25 protein-coding genes are annotated in these 20,791 nt (G+C 72.3%); 11 read left to right on the top strand and 14 right to left on the bottom strand.

The window, feature by feature from the left end; genetic code table 11:
* The gene (locus tag RWK90_RS00490) at positions 1-204 is read right to left on the bottom strand and encodes a sigma factor-like helix-turn-helix DNA-binding protein (RefSeq protein WP_314033626.1); all 204 of its coding nucleotides are present in this window, start codon (positions 202-204) and stop codon (positions 1-3) included.
* A 255-nt stretch (positions 205-459) separates the two neighbouring features.
* Here RWK90_RS00490 and RWK90_RS00485 point away from each other — a divergent pair, with 255 nt between their 5' ends.
* Together RWK90_RS00485 and RWK90_RS00480 are read left to right on the top strand one after the other, a co-directional pair.
* Positions 460-2,112, top strand: a complete 1,653-nt coding sequence (locus RWK90_RS00485) for an ATP-binding cassette domain-containing protein (RefSeq protein ID WP_314033624.1) — start codon at positions 460-462, stop codon at positions 2,110-2,112.
* Positions 2,102-2,734 (top strand): GyrI-like domain-containing protein, encoded by a 633-nt coding sequence (locus tag RWK90_RS00480; RefSeq protein ID WP_314033622.1) that lies wholly within the window; start codon positions 2,102-2,104, stop codon positions 2,732-2,734. The genes RWK90_RS00485 and RWK90_RS00480 overlap by 11 nt, the downstream gene beginning before the upstream one ends.
* A 57-nt stretch (positions 2,735-2,791) precedes the next feature.
* Here the strand turns inward: RWK90_RS00480 and RWK90_RS00475 are convergent, their stop codons facing one another.
* Entirely contained in the window at positions 2,792-3,229 is a 438-nt protein-coding gene (locus RWK90_RS00475) for a MarR family transcriptional regulator (RefSeq protein WP_314033620.1), read from the bottom strand.
* 61 nt (positions 3,230-3,290) lie between these two features.
* Here RWK90_RS00475 and RWK90_RS00470 point away from each other — a divergent pair, with 61 nt between their 5' ends.
* Positions 3,291-3,770 carry a hypothetical protein gene (locus RWK90_RS00470; RefSeq protein ID WP_314033619.1) on the top strand — a complete coding sequence of 160 codons (480 nt, stop codon included), beginning with the start codon at positions 3,291-3,293 and terminating at the stop codon, positions 3,768-3,770.
* A gap of 733 nt (positions 3,771-4,503) precedes the next feature.
* Here the strand turns inward: RWK90_RS00470 and RWK90_RS00465 are convergent.
* A complete protein-coding gene (locus RWK90_RS00465; protein ID WP_314033617.1) occupies positions 4,504-4,797 on the bottom strand; it encodes a nuclear transport factor 2 family protein in 294 nt (97 codons plus the stop codon).
* Positions 4,798-4,977: 180 nt separating this feature from the next.
* On the opposite strand from RWK90_RS00465, the gene RWK90_RS00460 reads away from it, so the two are divergent.
* On the top strand, positions 4,978-5,475 hold the full coding sequence (locus tag RWK90_RS00460) for a winged helix-turn-helix transcriptional regulator (RefSeq protein ID WP_314033615.1): 498 nt from the start codon (positions 4,978-4,980) through the stop codon (positions 5,473-5,475).
* Positions 5,476-5,562: 87 nt separating this feature from the next.
* Positions 5,563-6,084 carry a DUF309 domain-containing protein gene (locus RWK90_RS00455; protein WP_314033613.1) on the top strand — a complete coding sequence of 174 codons (522 nt, stop codon included), beginning with the start codon at positions 5,563-5,565 and terminating at the stop codon, positions 6,082-6,084.
* Between the two features lie 3 nt (positions 6,085-6,087).
* Here the strand turns inward: RWK90_RS00455 and RWK90_RS00450 are convergent, their stop codons facing one another.
* The 3 genes from RWK90_RS00450 to RWK90_RS00440 form a co-directional block, all read right to left on the bottom strand.
* Positions 6,088-6,600 carry a luciferase family protein gene (locus RWK90_RS00450; protein WP_314033611.1) on the bottom strand — a complete coding sequence of 171 codons (513 nt, stop codon included), beginning with the start codon at positions 6,598-6,600 and terminating at the stop codon, positions 6,088-6,090.
* Positions 6,601-6,627: 27 nt separating this feature from the next.
* Complete coding sequence (locus tag RWK90_RS00445; RefSeq protein ID WP_314033609.1) at positions 6,628-7,116, bottom strand: pyridoxamine 5'-phosphate oxidase family protein; 489 nt, start codon at positions 7,114-7,116, stop codon at positions 6,628-6,630.
* Between the two features lie 196 nt (positions 7,117-7,312).
* The gene (locus RWK90_RS00440; RefSeq protein WP_314033607.1) at positions 7,313-8,488 is read right to left on the bottom strand and encodes an RtcB family protein; all 1,176 of its coding nucleotides are present in this window, start codon (positions 8,486-8,488) and stop codon (positions 7,313-7,315) included.
* A 160-nt stretch (positions 8,489-8,648) separates the two neighbouring features.
* Between RWK90_RS00440 and RWK90_RS00435 the strand changes: the two genes are divergently transcribed.
* Positions 8,649-9,146 carry a hypothetical protein gene (locus RWK90_RS00435; RefSeq protein ID WP_314033605.1) on the top strand — a complete coding sequence of 166 codons (498 nt, stop codon included), beginning with the start codon at positions 8,649-8,651 and terminating at the stop codon, positions 9,144-9,146.
* A 13-nt stretch (positions 9,147-9,159) separates the two neighbouring features.
* On the opposite strand, the gene RWK90_RS00430 is transcribed toward RWK90_RS00435, so the two are convergent.
* From RWK90_RS00430 to RWK90_RS00415, 4 genes are read right to left on the bottom strand one after another with little or no spacing between them, the layout of a single operon-like run.
* Positions 9,160-9,726 carry a hypothetical protein gene (locus RWK90_RS00430; RefSeq protein WP_314033603.1) on the bottom strand — a complete coding sequence of 189 codons (567 nt, stop codon included), beginning with the start codon at positions 9,724-9,726 and terminating at the stop codon, positions 9,160-9,162.
* A gap of 32 nt (positions 9,727-9,758) precedes the next feature.
* Positions 9,759-10,907 carry a zinc-dependent alcohol dehydrogenase gene (locus tag RWK90_RS00425; RefSeq protein WP_314033601.1) on the bottom strand — a complete coding sequence of 383 codons (1,149 nt, stop codon included), beginning with the start codon at positions 10,905-10,907 and terminating at the stop codon, positions 9,759-9,761.
* A 27-nt stretch (positions 10,908-10,934) separates the two neighbouring features.
* On the bottom strand, positions 10,935-11,678 hold the full coding sequence (locus RWK90_RS00420) for an MBL fold metallo-hydrolase (RefSeq protein ID WP_314033599.1): 744 nt from the start codon (positions 11,676-11,678) through the stop codon (positions 10,935-10,937).
* Entirely contained in the window at positions 11,679-12,389 is a 711-nt protein-coding gene (locus RWK90_RS00415) for a hemerythrin domain-containing protein (protein WP_314033598.1), read from the bottom strand.
* A 107-nt stretch (positions 12,390-12,496) separates the two neighbouring features.
* Between RWK90_RS00415 and RWK90_RS00410 the strand changes: the two genes are divergently transcribed.
* The 3 genes from RWK90_RS00410 to RWK90_RS00400 are packed head-to-tail and all read left to right on the top strand — an operon-like array spanning position 12,497 to position 15,406.
* Positions 12,497-13,981 carry an L-lactate permease gene (locus tag RWK90_RS00410; RefSeq protein ID WP_314033596.1) on the top strand — a complete coding sequence of 495 codons (1,485 nt, stop codon included), beginning with the start codon at positions 12,497-12,499 and terminating at the stop codon, positions 13,979-13,981.
* A 51-nt stretch (positions 13,982-14,032) separates the two neighbouring features.
* Positions 14,033-14,386: a cupin gene (locus RWK90_RS00405; RefSeq protein ID WP_314033594.1), complete on the top strand. Its 354-nt coding sequence runs from the start codon at positions 14,033-14,035 to the stop codon at positions 14,384-14,386.
* A gap of 27 nt (positions 14,387-14,413) precedes the next feature.
* Complete coding sequence (locus RWK90_RS00400; protein ID WP_314033593.1) at positions 14,414-15,406, top strand: GNAT family N-acetyltransferase; 993 nt, start codon at positions 14,414-14,416, stop codon at positions 15,404-15,406.
* Positions 15,407-15,409: 3 nt separating this feature from the next.
* Here RWK90_RS00400 and RWK90_RS00395 read toward each other — a convergent pair whose 3' ends face one another.
* On the bottom strand, positions 15,410-16,180 hold the full coding sequence (locus RWK90_RS00395; RefSeq protein ID WP_314033591.1) for a thioesterase family protein: 771 nt from the start codon (positions 16,178-16,180) through the stop codon (positions 15,410-15,412).
* Between the two features lie 64 nt (positions 16,181-16,244).
* On the opposite strand from RWK90_RS00395, the gene RWK90_RS00390 reads away from it, so the two are divergent.
* The gene (locus tag RWK90_RS00390; protein ID WP_314033589.1) at positions 16,245-16,727 is read left to right on the top strand and encodes a MaoC family dehydratase; all 483 of its coding nucleotides are present in this window, start codon (positions 16,245-16,247) and stop codon (positions 16,725-16,727) included.
* 15 nt (positions 16,728-16,742) lie between these two features.
* Here the strand turns inward: RWK90_RS00390 and RWK90_RS00385 are convergent, their stop codons facing one another.
* Both RWK90_RS00385 and RWK90_RS00380 read right to left on the bottom strand, forming a co-directional pair.
* Positions 16,743-17,222, bottom strand: a complete 480-nt coding sequence (locus RWK90_RS00385) for a nitroreductase family deazaflavin-dependent oxidoreductase (RefSeq protein ID WP_314033587.1) — start codon at positions 17,220-17,222, stop codon at positions 16,743-16,745.
* Positions 17,223-17,231: 9 nt separating this feature from the next.
* A complete protein-coding gene (locus RWK90_RS00380; RefSeq protein WP_314033585.1) occupies positions 17,232-18,572 on the bottom strand; it encodes a class I SAM-dependent methyltransferase in 1,341 nt (446 codons plus the stop codon).
* Positions 18,573-18,802: 230 nt separating this feature from the next.
* Between RWK90_RS00380 and RWK90_RS00375 the strand changes: the two genes are divergently transcribed.
* Entirely contained in the window at positions 18,803-20,233 is a 1,431-nt protein-coding gene (locus RWK90_RS00375) for an NAD(P)/FAD-dependent oxidoreductase (protein ID WP_314033583.1), read from the top strand.
* 94 nt (positions 20,234-20,327) lie between these two features.
* Here the strand turns inward: RWK90_RS00375 and RWK90_RS00370 are convergent, their stop codons facing one another.
* Positions 20,328-20,744: a PaaI family thioesterase gene (locus RWK90_RS00370; RefSeq protein ID WP_314033581.1), complete on the bottom strand. Its 417-nt coding sequence runs from the start codon at positions 20,742-20,744 to the stop codon at positions 20,328-20,330.
* Positions 20,745-20,791 lie beyond the last annotated feature (47 nt).

The following is a 20,791-nucleotide window of genomic DNA, read 5'->3' as shown; positions in this document are numbered from 1 at the left end:
TCAGGCCGTCCTTCCGAATCGCTTGTGCAGCGCCTGCCTGCTCACGCCCAGGACCGTGCCGATCTCCGCCCAGCTCAACCCGTGCACCCGGGCGAACCGCACCGCGGCGGCCTCCTCGCGGGCGATCTCGGCCTTGGCGCGCGCGATGGCGGCCAGTCTGTCGACGGGGGAGTCCTCCGAGCTGAAGTCGAACGTCGTCTCCATTGTCACCACCTCATCCGTCAACCTACGTTGACACCGCCGAAGGTGTCAACCGGGGTTGACGCCGAGGGGTGCGTCGCGTGGCGGGCCCGGCTACACTTCCGGGCATGTATCCCGGTGCCATCACCATGAAGCCCTGGCCCCGCCGCTGACGGCGGCGGAGACCACCTTCGACACCCTCTTCGCACGCCGTCCACGGGCACACGCCGGGCGGCCGCCTCGCGCCACCCGGCTCCGCGACGAGCCGACGAGGGCACCGTGCACGACATCACACATCACCATGACCGACTCCCCGCGGGCCACCGCGCCCACATCCGCCTGACCGACGTGGCGGTGACGCTCGGCGACCGGACCGTCCTGGCCGGCGTCGACCTCACCGTCTCCGCGGGAACGCGGTTGGCTGTGGTGGGGGAGAACGGCCGGGGCAAGACGACGCTGCTGCGCGTCCTGGCAGGGCGCCTGCGCCCGGACTCGGGCTCCGTCTCGCGCCTCGGTCGCATCGGGTCGGTCGATCAGCACCTGGACGCACCTGCAGCTCGCACGGTCGGCGACCTCATCGCCGAAGAGATCGCCGACAGCCTCGCCGCCCTGAGCGCGCTCGACGCCGCCGCCGGCGCCATGGGGGCCGGCGAGCCCGGCGCCGGGGACCAGTACGCGGCCGCGCTCGAGCTGGCCACCGCGCTGGACGCGTGGGACGCCGACCGCCGGGTCGACATCGCGCTCGCCGGGCTCGGCGCGTGCGCCGACCGCGCGCGCCCACTGGCGTCACTGTCCGTGGGGCAGCGCTACCGCGTCCGCCTGGCCTGCGTCCTCGGCGCACACCGCGACCTGTTGCTGCTCGACGAGCCGACCAACCATCTCGACGCGTCCGGGCTGGAGTTCCTCACCGACCGGCTGCGGGCGCACCCCGGCGGGGTCGCCGTCGTCTCTCACGACCGGGCACTCCTGCGCGACGTGGCGACACACTTCTGCGACCTGGACCCGAGCCCGGACGGGAGGCCCGTGGTGTTCGGCGGCGGCTACGCGGGTTGGCTCGAGGGTCGTCGCCGTGTGCGATCCGCGTGGGAGCAGGCCCACGCGGAGCAGCAGGGCGAGCACGACGCACTCGCCCGCGCCGCGGACCAGGCGCGGGACCGGCTCCGCGACGGGTGGCGCCCGGAGAAGGGCCACGGCAAGCACCAGAGGTCGACGCGCGCGGGCGGCACCGTCCGGGCGTTCGTCCGCCGCCGCGAGGAGCTCGAGCGACACCGCGTGACCGTGCCGCCGCCCCCGCCGCGGTTCCGGTGGCCGGCGTGGGACGTCCCGGCCGGGCAGCGGGTGCTGACCTGTCGTGAGGTCGCCGTGGCGGGACGGCTGCGCACGCCGGTGTCGGTGTCGCTCGACACCGGCGACCGACTGCTGGTCACCGGCCCGAACGGGGCGGGCAAGTCGACGCTGCTCGCCCTGCTCGCGGGGGCCGTCGCTCCGGACCGGGGTGGGATCGATCGTCGTGCTGACGCCCGGGTCGCGTATCTGTCCCAGGAGGTGCCGGAGTGGGATCCTCGGCGGACCGCGACGCAGATCTTCGCCGAGCACGTCGGTCGGCTGGGCCGTGACGGCGCGCCGGGACTGGCGTCGACCGGGCTGCTGGACCCGCGCGCCGCCGCCACCGAGGTGAGCCGGCTGTCGCAGGGCCAGCAGCGTCGCCTCCACCTCGCGCTGTGCCTGGCCGCGCGGCCCGCGTTGCTGATCCTGGACGAGCCGACCAACCACCTGTCGTCAACCCTGGTGGACGGGCTCACCGAGGCACTTCGCACCGCGCCCTGCGCGGTGGTCGTGGCCACCCACGACCGGCAGCTCCTGCGCGACCTGTCGTCGTGGCCGCCCCTCGCCCTGGGGCCGACGGGAGTAGATTCTGCGCATGTCCGGTAGCGCGAACCCCGGTAGCGTCGACATCAAGCGGCTGCGTCGCGACCTGTACTCCGGCCGCGTCGGGCGCATCGACACGGTGGAGGTCCCGCCCATGTGGTTCCTCTCCGTCGACGGCCGCGGCGACCCCGACACCACGCCGGCCTACCGCACGGCCGTCGAGTCGCTGTACGTCATGTCGTACGCGATCCGGGCGATCGCGAAGTCGGAGCTGGGGCGGGTCCACACCGTGGGCCCGCTCGATGGGCTCTGGTACGCCGACGATCCGCGGGTGTTCACCGCGCGCGACAAGGACGCGTGGAACTGGACGATGATGATCTGGCAACCCGAGTGGATCACGCCGGAGGTCGTCGCCGCCGCGGGGGAGAGGGTGACGACGACGAGGGGTTCGGACACCGGTGAGCGCGTGCGGTTCGCCCGGTTCGCGGAGGGTGCGGCGGTGCAGACCCTGCATGTGGGGCCCTATGACGAGGAGGGGCCGGTCATCGCGCGGATGCACGAGGTCGCCGCGGGCCGGGGCGCCGTGCTGTCCGGCCACCATCACGAGATCTATCTCTCGGATCCCCGCCGCGTGGAGCCGGCCCGGCTCAAGACGATCCTGCGCCAGCCGCTCACGATGAGTTGAGGCCCGTACCGGGCGACACCCTGTCCCGCGTCCCGGCGTCTCTGCGCGTCCCCGCGCCTAACCGGCCCCGGACCCGATCGAGTCGACGAGCCGCATCGCGAGCGTCCGCAGCTGCTGGAGGTCCTCGGCGGGCATGTCGAGCCGGCCGAGGAGCGAGCACTGGATCGCCTCGGCCTCCCCGCGCAGCTTCTCTCCGGCCGCGGTGAGGTGGACGTGCACGCTGCGGCCGTCGTCCGTGGAGCGCGAGCGCGCGACGAGTCCGGCTTTCTCCAGACGCGCCAGCAGGGGGGAGAGGGTCCCGGAATCGAGGAGCAGCCGTTCGCCCAGTTCGCGGACCGTGAGCCCGTCCTGCTCCCAGAGCGCCAGGAGTGCGAGGTACTGCGGGTAGGTGAGCCCGACCGAGGCGAGGGCCTGCCGGTAGGCCGAGGTCGAGGCGCGCGAGGCCGCGTAGAGAGCGAAGCAGACCTGGTGGTCGAGGCGGAGATCGGCGTCCATGGCGTCCAGTATCCCCGACAAACCGGTTGCGCTCAATTCAGTTGTGCGCAACACTTTCGGCATGGACAATCTGAGCCGAAGCCCCCGCACCCTTTCCGCACGACCGTCAGCCGGCCGGAACCGGCGCATCGGAGAGGTCGTGCGCCACGTCGGCCGGTGGGCCCTGGGCGCCGCACTGCTCGGGGCGGGCACCGGACACCTGACCACCATGCGACAGGAGTTCCAGGCCCAGGTGCCGACGTGGGTGCCGCTCGATCCGGACGTCGTCGTGCTCGCGTCCGGCGTCGTCGAACTGGGCCTGGGAGCCGCGCTCATCGCCGCGCCGGCCCGTTTCCGCCCGGCGGTGGGCGGGGTGACCGCGGCCTTCTTCATCGCGATCTTCCCGGGCAACATCTCGCAGTACGTCACCGGCACCGCGGCCTTCGGGCTCGACACGGACCGGGACCGGCTGGTCCGCCTGTTCTTCCAGCCCGTTCTCGTCGCCTGGGCACTGTGGTCGACCGGCGCGTGGCGCGCCTGGCGTACCCGGACCGGCAACTGAGCTGTCGCGCCCGCCCGACCCTCACCGTCGACAGCCGCGAGCCCGCCACGGAACGCATACCCCGTCGACCGGCGACGGTCCCCGCAGGCTGCACTGTTACGTCACAGTGACGCTTTAGCGGCAACACGCAGGACCCGGGGCCGACGTGGGAGGGTGCGGCCGTGAACGGATCCGCGACACCAGGCCGGTCCACGGGCGCATCTGCGGCGCCAGGCCGGCCCCGAGGACGTCTCCGCGACACCGCGCGGCCCCGGGCGGCGGACCCGCGACGAGGATCGCGACGTCCGCAGCCCGGGGCCGCGCGGCAAGAAAGGCGGCGGGCGCCGTCCAGACCGTCAGGCCATGTCCGCCGGGATGACGCTGAGCAGCCACTGGTAGAAGTCCACCAGAGGATTGTGGATGAGCATGAATGCGTTCTCGACCGACCCGCGCATGATGTCGCACCTTTCGCTGACGAGCGGCACCGTGCCGCCTCACAGATCATTCGGAATGACGACGCCAGCGGATGGCGCGCGCCACGGCCCGAACCGCCCCACCTCCGGATCGCGTCCGAAGTGCCGATAATCTACATTATGTAAAGTACACCCCCACGGCCGCTCGTCTCGCCTCCCACGTCCGAGCCCCGGCCCTCCCGATCCCCGGGCCGGCGGACGACGGGCGCCTTCTCGGCTTCAGACCTCGATGGCCAGCTTTGCGATCCGGTCGTTGTCGATGACGAACTGATACCGGAGGGTCACCGTACCGCCGGGAAAGTTCCGTCGAGGCGGACCCGGACGACGGGCCGGTCGGTGTCGGCCCCCGATTGCCCGACCCGGGTGCGTGTGACCTCGTACTCGGTCGCGGACCGATCGACCCAGGCCACGATCTCGTCGATCCCGCGGTAGGTGCTGCCGTCGTCGACGACCGTCGCCCCCGGCGCGAAGGTCGCCCCGGCGTCCGCGGAGCGGTACTGCCCGTGCGCGTCGAGGTAGGCGACCACCGCGTCCGGCAGGCGCGAGGGGTCGTAGGCGGTGAACGTGTCAGACATAGCGTCTCCTACTGGCGTGACGTCAACGTGAGCGACCTGCCGTGAAGGCGCCGCGCACCCCTCCCCGGGAACGAGTAACTTCTCATTCCGAAGTCAGTGACTGTTAAACTAGCAGTGGGCCTGGCCGGTGTCGACCGGACAGGGAGATGGTGAGTGTCGAGGAAGGCGGGATCGTCCGATATGGCAGCCCACATACGTCCAGAGGACCGCGAGTGCCCGTTGTCGACGGCGATGTCGTACGTCGGAGAATGGTGGACGATGCTGATCCTGCACGACTGCTTCGACGGCTATACCCGCTTCGACCAGTTCGAGGCCAACATCGGGCTGTCGTCGAGCATGCTCACCGCTCGACTCAAGACGCTCGTCAACAGTGGCGTCCTGGTCAAGCAGCCCTACCAGGAGCGGCCTGTTCGCTACGAGTACCTGCTCACCGATTTCGGCCGGTCCCTCCGGCCGATCCTCGTCACCCTGGCCGCCTGGCGCAACGCCCAGCTCGCTCCCGGAGACAGGTCGATGATCCTCGTCGACGCCGAGACCGGTCGCGAGATCGAACCCGTCGTGGTGGACCCCGTGACCGGCACACCCGCATCAGACCCGCGGTTCGTGTTCACTGCCGGGCCCGCCGCCGGCGACCAGATGCTGTCCCGGTACGGGAAGGACTCGGCGCCGGGCACGTGACGCCCACCGACCTCGAGGCGGGTCCGCGACCGGGGGCCACCCGGGCGGGACATGGCCGGAGACCGCTTCCGATGAGACCATGGCCGCATGGGCGCCAACAGAATCGACCGGGACCGCGACGACGAGGGTCGTGCCCGCAACGCTCGCCCTCGCGACGAGCTCGGACGCCCGCTGCCGCCGGGCAGCGTCGGCGTCGAACGCATTCCCGAGGACCTGGATCTGCCACCCGCCGAGTCCCTGGCGTGGGCCCAGGACCTGTTGGACCGCGGCCTGGCGTTCCATGCCCACGAAGTGCTGGAGGGCGCGTGGAAGAGCGGCCCCGCCGACGAGCGGCTCCTCTGGCAGGGGCTGGCCCAGCTGGCTGTGGGCATCACCCACATCCGGCGCGGCAACGTCAAGGGAGCCGTGGCGTTGCTCGAGCGCGCGGCCGAGCGTCTCGCGAGCGACGCCGGCCCTGCCCCGCACGGGATCGACGCGACGGGGCTGGTCGCCTACGCCCACGACCTCATCGCCGATCTGCGGCAGGGGCGCACTCCCCTTCCCGGCGGGCTGAGCCCGCGCCTCGTCCGCCCTCGCGGCCCCGGCTCCGGGCCGGCCGCGCGGAGATGAGGCTCAGGGCGTAGGGAGGCCGAGCGTCCGGCCGGCCCGGTCGACGCGGGAGCCCCCTGCGGCGAGATACGCCTCCTCGACGATCGAGGAACACACGGCCAGCTCGGCTTCGTCGCGAGGCCCGTAGAGCATGATGACGATCGGCGGGAGGATGCCCCGCGAGACGAGCGAGTGGTACTCCGCCCAGCCGGCCGCGATCAGATCATCCGCCAGCGTGGACGGGACGTGCAGGTGCAGGCTGCCGTCGGTGTGCGGGTGGATGTGCCCCCACTCCCCTCCCAGGATGTCCGGCACGGCGGGGCGTTCCGTCGGCGTGTCGAGGAAGAACGCGACGGTGCCCGGCACGGACACAGTGCTCACCCCGCGCCTCACACCGGGCAGCGACAACGCGTGGTCGCGGAGGCGGTCCTGCAACTCGGCCGGGGCGTTCTGGTCGAGCTGCACGTGCGGATTGGTCGTCGTGGCCCTCGGGCGGGGCCCTCTGCGAACCGGGAGCCCGGTCTGGGTGGTGTCCATACGGGCATTCTGCCGGGTGTCGTCGGGTCAGAGCTCGACGGTCCCGCTGTCCCCCATGTCGGGAGCCCGGCCGTCGCGCGACACCGCCGCGCGGACGAACGAGGCGATGTGCGCGATGCTCGAACCGCTGGAGTCCCAGTACTCGGCCGAGCCGGCGTGCACCAGGATCGACGTGGCCTGCTCCGGACCGTCGGGGAACCAGGCGTCGACCGCGGGGCTCCAGTTCTCGGCCACCGCGTCGCGGTCGTCGTCGACCACCGCCTCTCCCGCCACCGAGACGAAACCGTCCGAGGACTGCACCGAGACGTTGACCTGCGCATTGGCCTTGATCTCCGCCACCAGGTCCCCGTGCCTGGGCGCGAGCAACCGCAGGGTCCCGTCGAAGTCGGCGTTCTGGCGCGTCATCGGGCGGCTCAGCAGGCGCCCGTCGGCGCCGACGGAGGTGATCATGCAGATCGGCGACTTCTCGATGAGGTCGGCGACGATCTGTTCGGGCGCCCGGGAGTCATCAGACATGGGAACGAGCCTTTCCGCGGTAAGGAACATCGGTCCCCCTCCAACGTACGCGCCACAAGCGCACCGGCCGTCGCGGTGTGGAGCGGCCAGGGCTCGTGCGCGATCGGCGTCCGCAGCAACAGCCCGGCACGCCGGTGATTCCCGGACCATCTGCCGGTGATGCTGTCCACGGTCGGGGTGCGCTCGTGATCGGGGACTAGGTGCCCTTGACGTTCATGACCTGTCGGAGGGTGTGGACCACGTCGACGAGGTCGGTGGCGTCCTCCATCACCCGGTCGATGTCCTTGTAGGCGGCCGGGATCTCGTCCACCCATGCGTCGCCGGGCCGGTAGACGATCCCGCGCATGGCTTCGTCGAGGTCGGCGGCCGTGAACCGCTTCTTGGCCTGGGTGCGGGACATGCGGCGGCCCGCCCCGTGGGGGGCGGAGTACAGGCCGTCCCGGCTCCCCTTGCCGCGGACGACGTACGAACGCGTGCCCATCGAGCCCGGGATGCAGCCCATTCGTCCCCGGGTCGCGTCGATCGCTCCCTTCCGGGTGAGCCACACCTTGGTGCCGTCGAACTCGACCCGCTCGGTGTAGTTGTGGTGGCAGTTGACGCGCTCGCTCTCGCCCGCGTCGGAGTCCCCGAAGAGCCGTGCGAGCTGCGCGAGGAAGCGGTCCATCATCTCGTCCCGGTTGAGGCGGGCGAACCGCTGGGCCCAGCGCAGCTCCGCGAGGTACCGCGAGAACTCCGCGCTGCCCTCCTCGAGGTAGGCGTGGTCCCGGTCCTCGACCCGGATCCCCCGTTTCTCGCAGCGGGCCTGGGCGATCCTGATGTGCTTCTGCGCGATCTTGTTGCCCACGCCGCGGCTCCCGGAGTGCAGGAAGCACCACACCGCACCGGTCTCGTCGACGCAGAGTTCGATGAAGTGGTTGCCGCCGCCGAGGCTGCCCAGCTGCTCACGCCACTTCGGCGAATGCGTGAGGTCGACGCCGTCCGCCTCGGCGCGCTCCTCGAGTTCGCGGACCCGCGCGCGGGTGTGATCGTGGTGGACCGCGCGGTTGTAGTTCCCGGGCGAGAGCGGGATGGCTCGCTCGACCCGGTCGCGGAGCGCGGTGAGGTCGATCCGGCCGAGGTCGGACTCCGTGTACCCGGTGCGGGCGGCCACCATCCCGCAGCCGATGTCCACTCCGACCGCGGCCGGGATCACCGCGCCGACGGTCGGGATGACCGTGCCGACGGCCGACCCCTTACCCGCGTGCGCGTCCGGCATCAGGGCGATGTGCGGGTGTATGAAGGGCAACCGGGCGAGCGACACGGCCTGGTCGACGGTGGTCTGGTCGATGGTGGACGCCCACGACAGGACGTTCTCGGCGAGGAGGTCGGGCATGACGCGAGTCTCTCCGGTCGGGCGGCGGAGGTCGACCGACCCGCGCCGGCGGGCGCCGCCCGGCCGGTCGCCTCGACGGCCAGCGAGTGGTGGACGCCCCGCTGGTCCGGGTTTACGGTGGCGCCACCACCCCACCGAACCCACCCCCGGGAGGCACCGCATGCAGTCACAGACCAGGGTCAGAACCCTCCTGCGCGCCGCCCGCACGGGCGCCCTCGCCGGGCTCGCCGGAGCCGGCGTCATGACCGCCGGTGAGAAAGCCGAGCAGGCGATCACCGGCCGGCCGAACTCCTTCGTGCCGGCCCGGACGCTCCTGACCCTCCTGGGCCGCGCTCCGGGGGACGACGCCGAGCCAATCGCGTGGAATCACGCGATGCACTACGGCACCGCGGCCTCTCTCGGAGCGCTCCGCGGCGTCTGGGCGGTCACCGGCATCCGCGGCGCCCACGCCACCGCGTGGCACACCATCATCCGCCTCGGCGTGGACCAGACGCTCGAGAACGCCACCGGGGTCGGTGCTCCCCCGGCCACCTGGCCGCGCCGGGAACTGGCGGTCGACGTGCTGCACAAGGCGGTGTTCTCCGCCGCCACCGGGCTCATCACCGAGCGGGCGATCCGCCCGACGCTGGTGTCACGACGGGGTCGCCACAGCCACTAGCGGCGGCGCCCCCTCAGTCCTTCAGCGCGCGGAGCGCGGCGATCCCGCCCGCCGCCGCGCCCGCCGCGAGCACCCACGGTCCGCCGACCAGGATCGGGTCGATCCAGTGGTGCCGCACGTCGTAGCGCTTCTTCCCCACCCGTGAGGAGAGCCCGCCCGCGGTGAACTCGGTGACCACCCCGGTCTCGGTGACGGGGTTGTCGGGCCGCAGCGTGACGAGCGACCGGACGTGGCTGCCCACCGCGTCCACCCGGTCGGCGCCGAGCAGCATCAGCCACCGGTACGTCTTGTCCTCCCCGTACCGGTAGGCCCTACGCCGGATCATCCCGGACACCCCGTGCAGCGGCTGGGCCGTCCCGAAGACCGGGGTCAGGTGGCGGTGCTCGATCGAGCGCTCCCGGGGGGTGCGCTCGGGCTGACGTTCGGGGAAGTCCCAGTGTGCGCCGGTCTCCAGGTCCCGGCGCAGCTTGGGGTACGAGGGGCGGTCGGCGGGGTCCAGGTCCGCCCCCCATCCGGGAATCCGGGCGCGCAGCTCCTCGCTCGACCTGCGCGGCGGTCGGTCATCTGCGGTGTACGGCATGTCGGGCTCCTGTAGTCGATCCGGCGTGAGGTCTACCCGGCGTCCGGCAGGACGATCGGCTTGATGCAGCCGTCGAGCTTGCCGGAGAAGATGTGGTAGCCCTCCGCGATGTGTTCCAGAGGGATGCGGTGGGTGATGATCTCGCTCGGTGTGAGATACCCGTTGCGCACGTGCTCGAAGAGCCGGGGCCACTGCCGCTTCACCGGACACTGGTTGCCCCGGATCGTCAGGCCCTTGTTCAACGCGTCGCCGAACTTGATCGAGGTCTGCACCGGACCGTAGGCGCCCATCACCGAGATGGTGGCGCCCTTGCGCACGGAGTCGATCGCCCAGTTCAGCGCGATGGGCGAGCCGCCCTGGAGCTTCAACTTGGCGGAGGTCACGTGCTGGATGACGTGGCCGTCGGCCTCGGCGCCCACGGCGTCGATCGCCACGTCCGCGCCGAGGTGGTCGGTGGTGCGCTTCATCTCCACCACGATGTCGCGGTACTCGGTGAAGTTGTACGTCTCCGCGTGCGCGAAGGTCCGCGCCTTCTCCAGGCGGTACTCGAGGTGGTCGATCACGATCACGCGGCCCGCGCCCATGAGCCAGGCGGACTTGGCGGCGAACAGGCCCACCGCGCCGGCGCCGAACACGATCACCGTGTCTCCCTCCACGATGCTGCCGAGCTGGGCGCCGAAGTACCCGGTGGCCGCCGCGTCGGTGAGCAGGAGCGCGTCCTCCTCGTCCATCCACTCGGGGATGATCGTGGGCCCCACGTCGGCGAAGGGCACACGGACGAACTCGGCCTGCCCTCCGTCGTAGCCGCCGCAGGTGTGGGAGTAGCCGTAGATCGCCCCGGCCGCCGTGGCGCCCGCGTTGACGTTGTGGCAGTTCGAGTACAGCCCGCGGGCGCAGTAGTAGCAGGAGCCGCAGAAGATGTTGAACGGCACCATCACGCGATCACCCGGTGCGAGGGTGCGGACTGACGGGCCCACCTCGTGGACGGTGCCCACGAACTCGTGGCCGAAGGTGTGGCCGATGCGGGTGTCGGGCATCATGCCGTGGTACAGGTGCAGGTCGGAACCGCAGATCGCGGCCCTGGAGACCTTGATGATCGCGTCATTCGGGTGTTCGATCGCGGGGATGTCCTTGTTCTCCACACGGACCTTGCACGGCCCGCGGTACGTCGTCGCTCGCATGTGCGTCCTCTCGGTCTGCGGGGGTGATCAGTGTTCGCCGACGGCGCGCGCGTGCGAGACCGCCGAGGCGACCCCGTCGGTCCAGGGCTCCCCGTGACCGGGCAGGACGGTCGAGGCGCCGGTCGACTCGACCGGTCGCAGCGACTCCATGGCGCGGGCGGTGTCGGCGGTGGCGGCGGAGGCCACGATCTGCGGGCCGGTGCCGCCGGTGTAGGGGTCGAGCGTGACCAGGGCGTCCCCGCTGATGACCGTGTCGCGGTCCGGCAGGTGGAGGATGCAGTGCCCACCCGTGTGGCCGGGCGCGAACATCGCCACGGGTCGGCCAGGGATGTCGAGCTCCGTCCCCACCGGTAGTTCCTCGGTGTCCTGCACCCCGCGGACGCTCAGCGCGCCGGCCGCAGCCATCCGCCCGAGTACCGGCAGCGAGCGGGGGTGCCTCAGCGGGTACAGGAGCCGGTTGCGCTGGGGTGTGTAGCTGTACGGGTGCGCGGCGAGGTGATCGTCCGCCGGGTGGACGAGGACGGGCACCCCCAGTTCTACGCGGGCGCGTCGGGCGAAGCCGACGTGGTCGAAGTGCCCGTGGGTGAGCACCAGCGCGCGGACGTCGCCGGGTCCCCGCCCGAGGCGTCGGAGGGTGTCGGTCATGAGGTTCCACATGCTCGGCAGGCCCGCGTCGACGAGGGTCACGCCCTCCTCGTCGTCGATCAGATAGCAGTTGACGTGCGCGTGGGCGAGTCGGTGGACGCGGTCGGCGACCTCGGTGGCGTGCATTCATGCTCCTCTCGACGTGCTGGGGTCCTCGCCGCGTCTCATGACGGGGAGGCGCTCCATCGCCCCGGCCGCGCGCGCCAGCGTCCTGCTGGCGGCGGTCAACGCGGGGCCGGCGGCGTCCGGCCCGCGCAGGGCGGCCGACTCGAGGCCGTCGCGTAGGCGGTCGGTCACGGTCAGCGGGAGCGCGGCCGCGACGTTGCCGGGGGGACGGCGGGCGACCACCGGGTGCGGGCGGGTGGGAGCGCTGCGCCGCACCGCCTCCCACGCCACTCCCAGGGCGCGGAGCCGAGCGGGGCTCAGCTTCTCCTGCAGCCGCGGCAGCAGCTCGTCCTCCTCGTCCCGCACGTCGTCGCGCAGTACGGTGACGAGCCTCTCGAGCACCTCGGCGCGTTCGGGGTGATCCGGGCCGAGCCCCTCCAGCAGCGTGACGAGTTCGTTGACCTCCTGGTGTTCCTGCTCCACGCGCAGGGTCAGTTCGTGTCCGTCGGGCAGCACCGCCCGCATGACCGGCCACAGCACCGACTCCTCGGCGAAGGCGTGGGGGAACACGAGCCGGTAGGTCCTGATCAGGGCCAGCCTCTGCCGCGCGCCGGTGGTGTCGCCCACCGTGGTCAGCAGCCGGTCGAGCTCCACGTGGTCGAGTTTCTGCCGGGTGAGCACGCTCCACCGGCCTCCGAGTTCGGTGACGGTCTGCTCGGATACGGATCGCATCGCCTGTCCCCCTCGTCGTCTCGTAGCCGCGAGGGTGCTCGCGGTCCGGCCGGGGCGCAACCGGACGCCCGGGCCGGTGCCCGCGGGTCCTGGGTAGGTTGGGGGTGATGAGTCAGCTCCTGTCGACCGGTGTGGCCGTCGCCCCGGTCCTCGTGGTCCTGGCCCTGTTGTCGCTGCGTGTCCCCTCCCTGGCGGCGGGGGCCGCGGGGCTCGTCGCCGCCCTCGCCGGGGCGGTCACCGTCTTCCGACCCGACGACGACGAGGTCGCCGCCGCGGTCGCCCGGCTCGGGCCGACGGTCCTCGAGGTCGCACTGATCCTCCTCGGCGGCGTCCTGTTGGCCACGGCCCTGTCGGCCACGGGGAGCAGGGACCACATCGCCGGGTGGCTGGAACGGATCGGTTCGGGCGGTGACCCGGTGCCCGCGATCCTCCTGCTGGTGTTCGGGCTCACGCCGTTCATGGAGTCGGTCACCGGGTTCGGGTTGGGCGTCGTCATCACCGCGCCGCTGCTGGTGCGGATGGGCCTGTCCCCGGTGAGGGCGGTCGTGGTGGGACTGCTCGGGCTGGTCCTGGTCCCGTGGGGCTCCCTGGGCCCCGGCACCCTCGTGGCCGCCGAGCTCGGCGGCCGGGACGTCGACGCGCTCGGATACTGGTCCGCGCTCCTCAGCCTCCCGATCCTCGTCGTGAGCATGGTGACCGTCCTCGTCGTCGTCACCGGCCGGTCCCCCGCGCGCCCCGGGCCGCCGGGCGCCCGACGGCGGTCCGCGCCCACCCGACCCGCTGCGCGCCACATCGCGCTGGGCGCGGCCGTCGTCGCCACGCAGTGGGCCGTCCTCGTGGCCTCCAACGCCGTCGTCGGCGTGGCGCCGTCGGGGATCGTGGCGTCGGCGGCCGTCATCGCGCTGCTCCTGGCGGTCGCGCGCGTGCGTCACGGCGCGCTGCCCGCGGCGACCGGCGGAGTGCTGCGCGCACTCGTGCCGTTCGGGGTCCTGCTCGCGGGGATCCTCGCCACCACCGGCGCGCTCTCGCTCGCCGGTCACCCGCCCGGCACCGGGTGGCTCACCTCCCCCGCCCTGTGGGTCCTCGTCGCCGCGCTCGTCGCCCTGCGCGTCTACGCCACCCCGGGCGCGGGGCTCGGCCCGCTGCTGCGCACCGCGGTCGGCACGTGGGTCCCGGTGGCCGGCAACGCGATCGTGTTCATGGCCATCGGCATCGTCATGGCCACGGCGGGCATGGCCGCCCACCTCGCCGGACTCGCTACGGGCCTCGGCCCGGCGGCCGTCGCATTGACCCCCGCGGTGGGCGCGCTCGGGGGCTATCTCACCGGCACCAACACGGGCGCGGCCGCCATGTTCTCCGCCGCCACCACGGGCACGGCGGCCGGGCTCGGCGCCGACGGGTTGATCGCCCTCGCGGGGCAGAACGTCGGAGGGTCCTTCGCCATCATCGTCTCGCCCCCGCGCGTCGCCCTGGCCGTGGGCGTGGTCCTCGCCGGCCGCACCCGCCTGCCCGGGGGCGCCACCCGGACCCTGGCCACCGCGGTGGTCTCGGCGACGATCGTGCTCTGCGCGGTGACGGCCGTCCTGACGTAGAGTGCGGGTCACGAACGGTAGGCAGCGACCCGAGAGGCAGTGAGTTCCACCATGAACCATGTGACCGAGACCGCCGACCGCATCCTCGACACGGCCAAGGGGTCCGCGCACGGACGCCACGCCGAACTCCTCGTCCACGAGGGGCCGCTACGCCAGTCGCTCCTCGCGCTGACCGAGGGCACCGAGCTCGAGGAGCACAATTCCCCGCCCGCCGCGAGCCTGTACCTCCTTCAGGGCGCCGTCCGCGTCACCGGTGACGGCACCACCGACATCGCCGCCGGCGAGCTGCACACCCTCACCCACCACCGGCACTCCGTCACCGCGCTGGCCGACTCGGTGTTCCTGCTGACCACCGTCACCGGCATCCCGGGGCAGGAGAGTCACGACGAGGATCCCATCGCCTGACCGCCCGCGGCGGCGCATACTCGACACATGCGCTCCCGGCACGTGTCCACGGTCATCCGCCGCCCGCCGGAGGAGGTCTACGCGCTCGCCGGGGACCCGGAGCGTCTTCCCGCGTGGGCGGCGGGTCTCGCGGCCGGTGAGGTGCGCGCCGACGGCGACGCACTGGTCGTCGACTCCCCCATAGGCGAGGTCCGCGTCCGGTTCGCGCCCCGCAACCCCCTGGGTGTGCTCGACCACGAGGTCACCCTCCCCGACGGCACCACCACCTACAACCCCCTACGGGTGCTCCCCCACCCGCTCGGGAGCGAGGTGGTGTTCGCGGTGCGCGACGCCGCCGGGGACGAGGACGGGTTCGAGCAGGACGCCGCCGCCGTGGCCGAGGACCTCGAGCGACTCCGGGCGATGATCGAGGGGCCGGCGGCGCCCGGCCACGAGTCGCCCGCCCGTCCCGCCGTGGAGTCCCGGACCCGCCCGGCCACGCCGGCGGACGCCGCGGCACTCGGCCGGTTGCTGTACGACTTCAACACGGAGTTCGACGCGCAGACCCCCGATGCGGCCACCCTCGCCGGGCGCTTCGCGACGCTGCTGGGACGCGAGGACGTCCTCGCGGTCCTCGCGGTCCGCTCCGGGGACATCGGCCAGGGCATCCCTTCCGGCGACGCCGGGGTGGGCGCTGGCGGCGACGCCGGGGCGGCTCCCGCAGGCGACTCCGGAGTGGGCGCCGCGGACGAACCGGAGGTCGGTTTCGCCCTGCTCACGCTGCGGCCGACGCCGATGTGGGACGGTCCGCTGGCCCAGCTCGAGGAGCTCTACGTCCGCCCGGACCTCCGCGGCGGCGGTATCGGCACGGAGTTGCTCACCCGTGCGCTCGACGAGGTCCGCGCGCGGGGCGCGGCGGAGATGCTCATCAACGTCGACGCCGACGACACCGGGGCGCGGCGGTTCTACGAACGACACGGTTTCTCCGACCGCGACCCGGACACCGGGTGCGGGATGCGCTGCTACCTACGACAGGTGTAGCCCTCACCGGGGACGGACGGTCAGCGATTGCGCGACCGTGCCCAGCGGTCCGGTCTCGTCGTGGATCACACTCGAGGTCAGTCCCAGCCCGCCGGGCCCGAAGGTGACGCGGGTGTCGAAGCCCAGCCATTCCCCGACCGGTGCGCGTACCAGGTGTGCGGTGAGGTCGATGTTCGGATAGAGCACGGTCGCCGGGTCCTCGCGGACCGCCATACCGTCGGCGATGTCGACCAGGGCCGCCGCGCGCGCGAGATCGCTGACGTCCTCCCCCTCGAGCAGGGGCACGTCGGTGCGGACCCAGTACCGGGACCGGCCGGGGCCGTCGGAGATGCGGCGGACCTGCGCCGAGGCGAGGAATCCGCCGCCCCAGACCGACGTGGGGTCCCACGACTCCATCGCGGCCGGGCCCGGGAGGGGATCAAAGCAGTCGCCGGCGATCGCCGCGGTGTCGCGGGGCTGCTGCAACCACGCCCGCAGCCGGATCCCGGTGCGGTCGCCGTGCCCGTAGGTGACCTCGACGAGCTCGATGGTGCGCCCCGGGCGGATCACCTCCACGTGGACGTCGACGACATCGATCGGCACGACGCCGAGCACTTCGTAGGACAGGCGGGACACGACCATGGGATCCTCGCGACGGGCGGCCAGGTCGAGCTCGACGGCGTGCACGAGCAGTCCCAACGCCGGGCCGATGTGCTGGGTCGACTCGTCCCACGCGCCGCTCACGTGCTCGGTCGGGCGGAAGGTGCCCGGCCCGAGGCGCTCGAAATACGCCATCTCCGTCCTCCAGTCGGTGAGTGGTGATTAACTGAAAGCGTACACACCAGCGCTGGGAGAGACGATGCAGGACGCGACCTTCGACGAGTTCACCACCTCGATCGACGACAGGTACCTCGAGGACTACACGGAGGGCTCGCGGTACCGGTTCGGCGAGGAGTCGGTCGACGCCGACGAGATCATGGAGTTCGCCCGCCGCTACGACCCGCAGAGCATCCACACCGACCCCGAGGCGGCCGCGTCCGGGCCGTTCGGCGGTCTCATCGCGAGCGGCTGGCAGACCGCCGCGCTGATGATGCGGTTGTTCGCGGACAACTACCTCACCAGCGTCGCGAGCCTGGCCTCCCCCGGGATCGACGAGCTCCGGTGGGTGCGGCCCCTGCGCCCGGGCGACCGCCTGACCCTGATCTGCGAGACCACGGGCGTCCGCCCCTCGCGCACCAAGCCGGACCGCGGCGTACTGACCACGGACGTCACCCTGGTCAACCAGGACGGGGACCCGGTGCTCACCGCCACCGCTCTCAACATGGTGGCCCGTCGACGGTGACCGCCCCCGGGCTCGTCACAGCCGCGGCGTGAGGTGGAAGAGCGGGAGCGTGCGCGACGTCCTCCGGGCGTAGATCTCGTAGTTCGGCCACACCCGCACCGCCGCGTCCCAGGCCGGCCCCCGCTCCTCGTCCGGCAGCTCTCGCACGTCCACGACCAGCCGCGCGCCGTAGACGGAGATCTCGACCTCCCCCTCGCCCGCCGCGCGCAGGTTGTGGACCCAGGACGGGGTCGACTCCCCACCCCAGTTGGAGCCGACGACCACCAGGCCGTTGTTCCAGGAGGCGCACAGGAGCGGGGTGTTCCGCAGCGTCCCGCTCCTGCGGCCCGGCACGTGGAGGGTGAGGGTGGGCAGCGCGGCCAGCCGGAGCAGCGGCACCCGGCCCCGGCTGATCCGGTCGAGCCACCGGTCCACGGAGACGACGAGGTGGGAGTTCTCCCGCGTGGCGTCCTGTCGGCCGAACCAGATGGCCAGCGGGGTGAGAAGGTTGCCCATGCGATGACTCTAGGGCTTTCCTCGCCCGTCGCGTGGCGTCTGGAGATCCGTCGCGGTCGCCAACACCTGCACCGACTCGGTCCAGCCGGCCCTGAGTCCCGCCTCGAGCCCCGCGAGGTGGAACGCCCACATGCGCCGGTAGACGGCGTCGAAGCCCAGCGCGGCGGCATCCCGCCCCCGCTGCGCGAACGTCTCCGACCAGAGCCTGACCGTCTCCGCGTGATGCGACGTCGTCTCCACCCGCCCGCGCAGCGTCAGCCCGGGAGCCCGTCCGATCGCGTCGACCAGCTCGGACCACGAGATCGGGGGCCCCGCCTCGGAGACGTACCTCGACTCCCACGCCGCGAGCTCCACCACGGCGGGGGCGGGTCGGCCGGGCGAGACCGTCGTGTGGACCACCATCCGACCGCCGGGGCCGAGGAGTCTGTCGGCCACGCCGATCACCTCGCCGTGTCCCGCACGGCCCGCGGTCGCGCCCGGTTCCACCGCGACCACGGCGTCCACCACCCCGCTGCTCGCGGACGGGGCCCCCAGGAACAGCGAGATCTCGTCGTCGAGACCGGCCGCCGCGAACCTCGATCCCAGGGCGGACAACCTCTCCGTGGACGCCGTCATCGTACGGACGTGGGCGCCGCGCTCGGCAGCCCGCATCGGCAGCTCGCCCCACCCCGGGGTCGCCACGAGCACGCGCGAGCCGTCGACGACGCCGGCCAACGTCAACAGGGTGTCGACCGAGCGGCGCTGGGCGTCCCCCAGATCGCCTCGGCGTGGGGCCGCCGAGGGAGCCTCCAGGTGGACGACATCCGTCCCGTCCTCCAGCCGGGTCCGGGTGCGGGCACCCGAGGCGAAGACCGCCCCCGAGGTGGACATCGTCTCGTCCGTGTACAGCGAGGTCAACGCGCCCGGGACGGAGTCCTCCAGCTCCACGGGGACGGGTCCGCCCCGGCGCCGTCCACCACCGACGGCTCCTCGCCCGTCACGCCCGTAGGCCCGCTCGCCCGGATGCGCGCAGTCCGCGTTCGCGGCGATCCACGGCGTCAGCGTCGCGATGGCGGCGCACAGATCGGGCGTGGTCCAGTCCCCGGCCATGAAGGCCTCCCCGAGACCGACCGCGCCGCCGCCCGCCAACCGGGCCCAGAAGTGCTCGGGCTCGCGCAACACCACCCGGACCGGCGCGTCGTACTCGCCCGCCGCGGACGCGTCCGGGTAGTCGATCCGCAGGCCGAGATCCCGCGCCGAGCGGCGCAGCGCCTGGGCGACGAGGACGGACGCCTGCCCCCCGACCCCGGTCGGCGGGGCGAGCGCGGGCCAGCGCTCGAGGTCGACGGTCTGCGGTTCGACTCTGACCACCGGTGTCCCTCCTCGTACGGCTCGCGTGACGTGGACGCTACCGTCGCCCGACCGCCGTCCGGCTCAGGCGCGGCGGGGGCCCGCGCACCCGCACACGGCGGCTCTACGTGTGCACGGTGTCGGGCGGAGCACTATCCTGGGGACTCGTGCCCGGCGGACCCCGCGCGGGCCTTCCGACCGACGAGGCCAACGAGCCCCTCACCCCAGACCACGCCTCATCAGGAGCCGCCATGACCGAGCCCGCAACCGACCAGGTCACCGCCACCGCACCGGCCGGCCGCCGGCACCGCGTCGTCATCGTCGGCTCCGGCTTCGGCGGCCTGTTCGCCGCCCAGCAGCTCGAGAAGGCGGACGTCGACGTGACGCTGGTGGCCAGGACGGGCCACCACCTGTTCCAGCCGCTGCTGTACCAGGTGGCGACCGGCATCCTCTCGGTGGGCGAGATCGCCCCGCCCACCCGTCTGATCCTGCGGGACCAGAAGAACGCGACCGTCGTCCTCGGCGACGTCGACACGATCGACGTGCGGACCAAGACGCTCCACGCCTCGGCCGGTCACATCGACTTCGACCTGGAATACGACAGCCTCATCGTGGCGGCGGGCGCCAACCAGTCGTACTTCGGCAACGACCACTTCGAGCGCTGGGCACCGGGGATGAAGACGGTCGACGACGCCCTCGAGCTGCGCAGCCGCATCCTCGGCTGCTTCGAGCAGGCCGAGGTGATCGACGACGAGGAGGAGCGTCGCCGACTCCTGACCTTCGTCATCGTCGGCGCCGGCCCCACCGGTGTGGAGATGGCCGGCCAGGTGGCCGAGCTCGCCCAGCACACGTTGCGCGACAGCTTCCGGCGCATCGATCCGGCCAGCGCGCGTGTCATCCTCCTGGACGCCGCGCCCGCGGTGCTGCCCCCGTTCGGCAACAAGCTCGGGAACGCGGCGCGTGCCCGCCTGGAGAAGATGGGCGTCGAGATCCAGCTCAACGCCATGGTCACCAACGTCGACTACCAGGGCATCGAGGTCAAGGACCCGGATGGTTCCGTCCGGCGCATCGACGCCTCCTGCAAGATCTGGTCCGCCGGCGTCCAGGCGAGCCCGCTGGGCAAGCAGCTGGCCGACCAGACGGACGCCGAGATCGACCGCGCCGGCCGGGTCATGGTGAACAAGGACCTGTCGCTGCCCGGTCACCCGGAGATCTTCGTGGTGGGCGACATGATGAGCCTCGACAACCTGCCGGGTGTCGCGCAGGTCGCCATCCAGGGTGGCAAGTACGCGGCCAAGCAGATCATCGCCGAGGTCGAGAAGGGCCGCACCCCGGCCGAGCGCAAGCCGTTCAAGTACTTCGACAAGGGCTCCATGGCGACCGTCTCCCGCTACAGCGCGGTCGTGAAGATGGGCCCCGTCGAGATCTCGGGCTTCATCGCGTGGGTCATGTGGCTGGTCGTGCACCTCGCCTACCTGATCGGGTTCAAGAACCGCATCACCACGATGTTCTCGTGGGGCATGCACATGGGCGGGGACCACCGCTCGCAGCTCACCTCGACCAAGCAGTGGGTCTACGCCCGGCAGGCGCTGGAGCGCGTGGCCGCGGACGACGCCGCCCAGCGCTCGGCGGAGCGCACCCGGGAGGAGCAGGCCGCGTCCGCGTCGGCCTCCGTCGACTGACGGCGGGCCCGCACGGACGGGCCACGACGAACGCGCCCGGCGGTGGGATTCCGCCGGGCGCGTTTCTCGTCAGCGGGCGCGCAGCCCCGACCGGTTACTGCAGATTCGCGAGCCGGACCTGGCCGACCGCGGCGGTGCGGCCCCCGTCGTCGGTGATCTCGACACGCCAGAGCTGCTGGGACCGGCCGCGGTGCACGGGCGTACCCGTCGCGGTGAGGGTGCCCTCGGTGACCGCGCGGAGGAAGTCGGTCGAGTTGTTGACCCCCACCACCCTGCCCTCGCCGCCGACCCAGACCGCCCCGGCCACACTGGCGACCTCTTCCACGATGGCGCAGTAGACGCCACCGTGGACGATGCCGTGGGGCTGGTGCAGGTGCGGCTTCACGGGCACGGTGACGACCACCCGGTCCGGAGTGACCTCGGTGTACTCGATCCCGACGATGCTGCCGAAGCCGGTCGCGGAATGCGCGCGGATCCTGTCGAGCACGTCGTTGTCAGCAGAGTCGGACATCTGACCTCGTTTCCCCGGCCCGGCCGGTCCGGGCCACCGAGGTCGAA

The organism is Dietzia sp. CH92 (assembly GCF_032248695.1).
Taxonomy (GTDB): domain Bacteria; phylum Actinomycetota; class Actinomycetes; order Mycobacteriales; family Mycobacteriaceae; genus Dietzia.
The sequence above is the reverse complement of the archived record's forward strand: the minus strand, read 5'-3'. Positions and strand labels throughout refer to the sequence as shown.

Coding starts and splice junctions, on each gene's coding strand:
- RWK90_RS00490 (WP_314033626.1), bottom strand. CDS start 204: ATGGAGACGACGTTCGACTTCAGCTCGGAGGACTCCCCCGTCGACAGA.
- RWK90_RS00480 (WP_314033622.1), top strand. CDS start 2,102: ATGTCCGGTAGCGCGAACCCCGGTAGCGTCGACATCAAGCGGCTGCGT.
- RWK90_RS00475 (WP_314033620.1), bottom strand. CDS start 3,229: ATGGACGCCGATCTCCGCCTCGACCACCAGGTCTGCTTCGCTCTCTAC.
- RWK90_RS00470 (WP_314033619.1), top strand. CDS start 3,291: ATGGACAATCTGAGCCGAAGCCCCCGCACCCTTTCCGCACGACCGTCA.
- RWK90_RS00465 (WP_314033617.1), bottom strand. CDS start 4,797: ATGTCTGACACGTTCACCGCCTACGACCCCTCGCGCCTGCCGGACGCG.
- RWK90_RS00460 (WP_314033615.1), top strand. CDS start 4,978: ATGGCAGCCCACATACGTCCAGAGGACCGCGAGTGCCCGTTGTCGACG.
- RWK90_RS00455 (WP_314033613.1), top strand. CDS start 5,563: ATGGGCGCCAACAGAATCGACCGGGACCGCGACGACGAGGGTCGTGCC.
- RWK90_RS00450 (WP_314033611.1), bottom strand. CDS start 6,600: ATGGACACCACCCAGACCGGGCTCCCGGTTCGCAGAGGGCCCCGCCCG.
- RWK90_RS00445 (WP_314033609.1), bottom strand. CDS start 7,116: ATGTCTGATGACTCCCGGGCGCCCGAACAGATCGTCGCCGACCTCATC.
- RWK90_RS00440 (WP_314033607.1), bottom strand. CDS start 8,488: ATGCCCGACCTCCTCGCCGAGAACGTCCTGTCGTGGGCGTCCACCATC.
- RWK90_RS00435 (WP_314033605.1), top strand. CDS start 8,649: ATGCAGTCACAGACCAGGGTCAGAACCCTCCTGCGCGCCGCCCGCACG.
- RWK90_RS00430 (WP_314033603.1), bottom strand. CDS start 9,726: ATGCCGTACACCGCAGATGACCGACCGCCGCGCAGGTCGAGCGAGGAG.
- RWK90_RS00425 (WP_314033601.1), bottom strand. CDS start 10,907: ATGCGAGCGACGACGTACCGCGGGCCGTGCAAGGTCCGTGTGGAGAAC.
- RWK90_RS00420 (WP_314033599.1), bottom strand. CDS start 11,678: ATGCACGCCACCGAGGTCGCCGACCGCGTCCACCGACTCGCCCACGCG.
- RWK90_RS00415 (WP_314033598.1), bottom strand. CDS start 12,389: ATGCGATCCGTATCCGAGCAGACCGTCACCGAACTCGGAGGCCGGTGG.
- RWK90_RS00410 (WP_314033596.1), top strand. CDS start 12,497: ATGAGTCAGCTCCTGTCGACCGGTGTGGCCGTCGCCCCGGTCCTCGTG.
- RWK90_RS00405 (WP_314033594.1), top strand. CDS start 14,033: ATGAACCATGTGACCGAGACCGCCGACCGCATCCTCGACACGGCCAAG.
- RWK90_RS00400 (WP_314033593.1), top strand. CDS start 14,414: ATGCGCTCCCGGCACGTGTCCACGGTCATCCGCCGCCCGCCGGAGGAG.
- RWK90_RS00395 (WP_314033591.1), bottom strand. CDS start 16,180: ATGGCGTATTTCGAGCGCCTCGGGCCGGGCACCTTCCGCCCGACCGAG.
- RWK90_RS00390 (WP_314033589.1), top strand. CDS start 16,245: ATGCAGGACGCGACCTTCGACGAGTTCACCACCTCGATCGACGACAGG.
- RWK90_RS00385 (WP_314033587.1), bottom strand. CDS start 17,222: ATGGGCAACCTTCTCACCCCGCTGGCCATCTGGTTCGGCCGACAGGAC.
- RWK90_RS00375 (WP_314033583.1), top strand. CDS start 18,803: ATGACCGAGCCCGCAACCGACCAGGTCACCGCCACCGCACCGGCCGGC.
- RWK90_RS00370 (WP_314033581.1), bottom strand. CDS start 20,744: ATGTCCGACTCTGCTGACAACGACGTGCTCGACAGGATCCGCGCGCAT.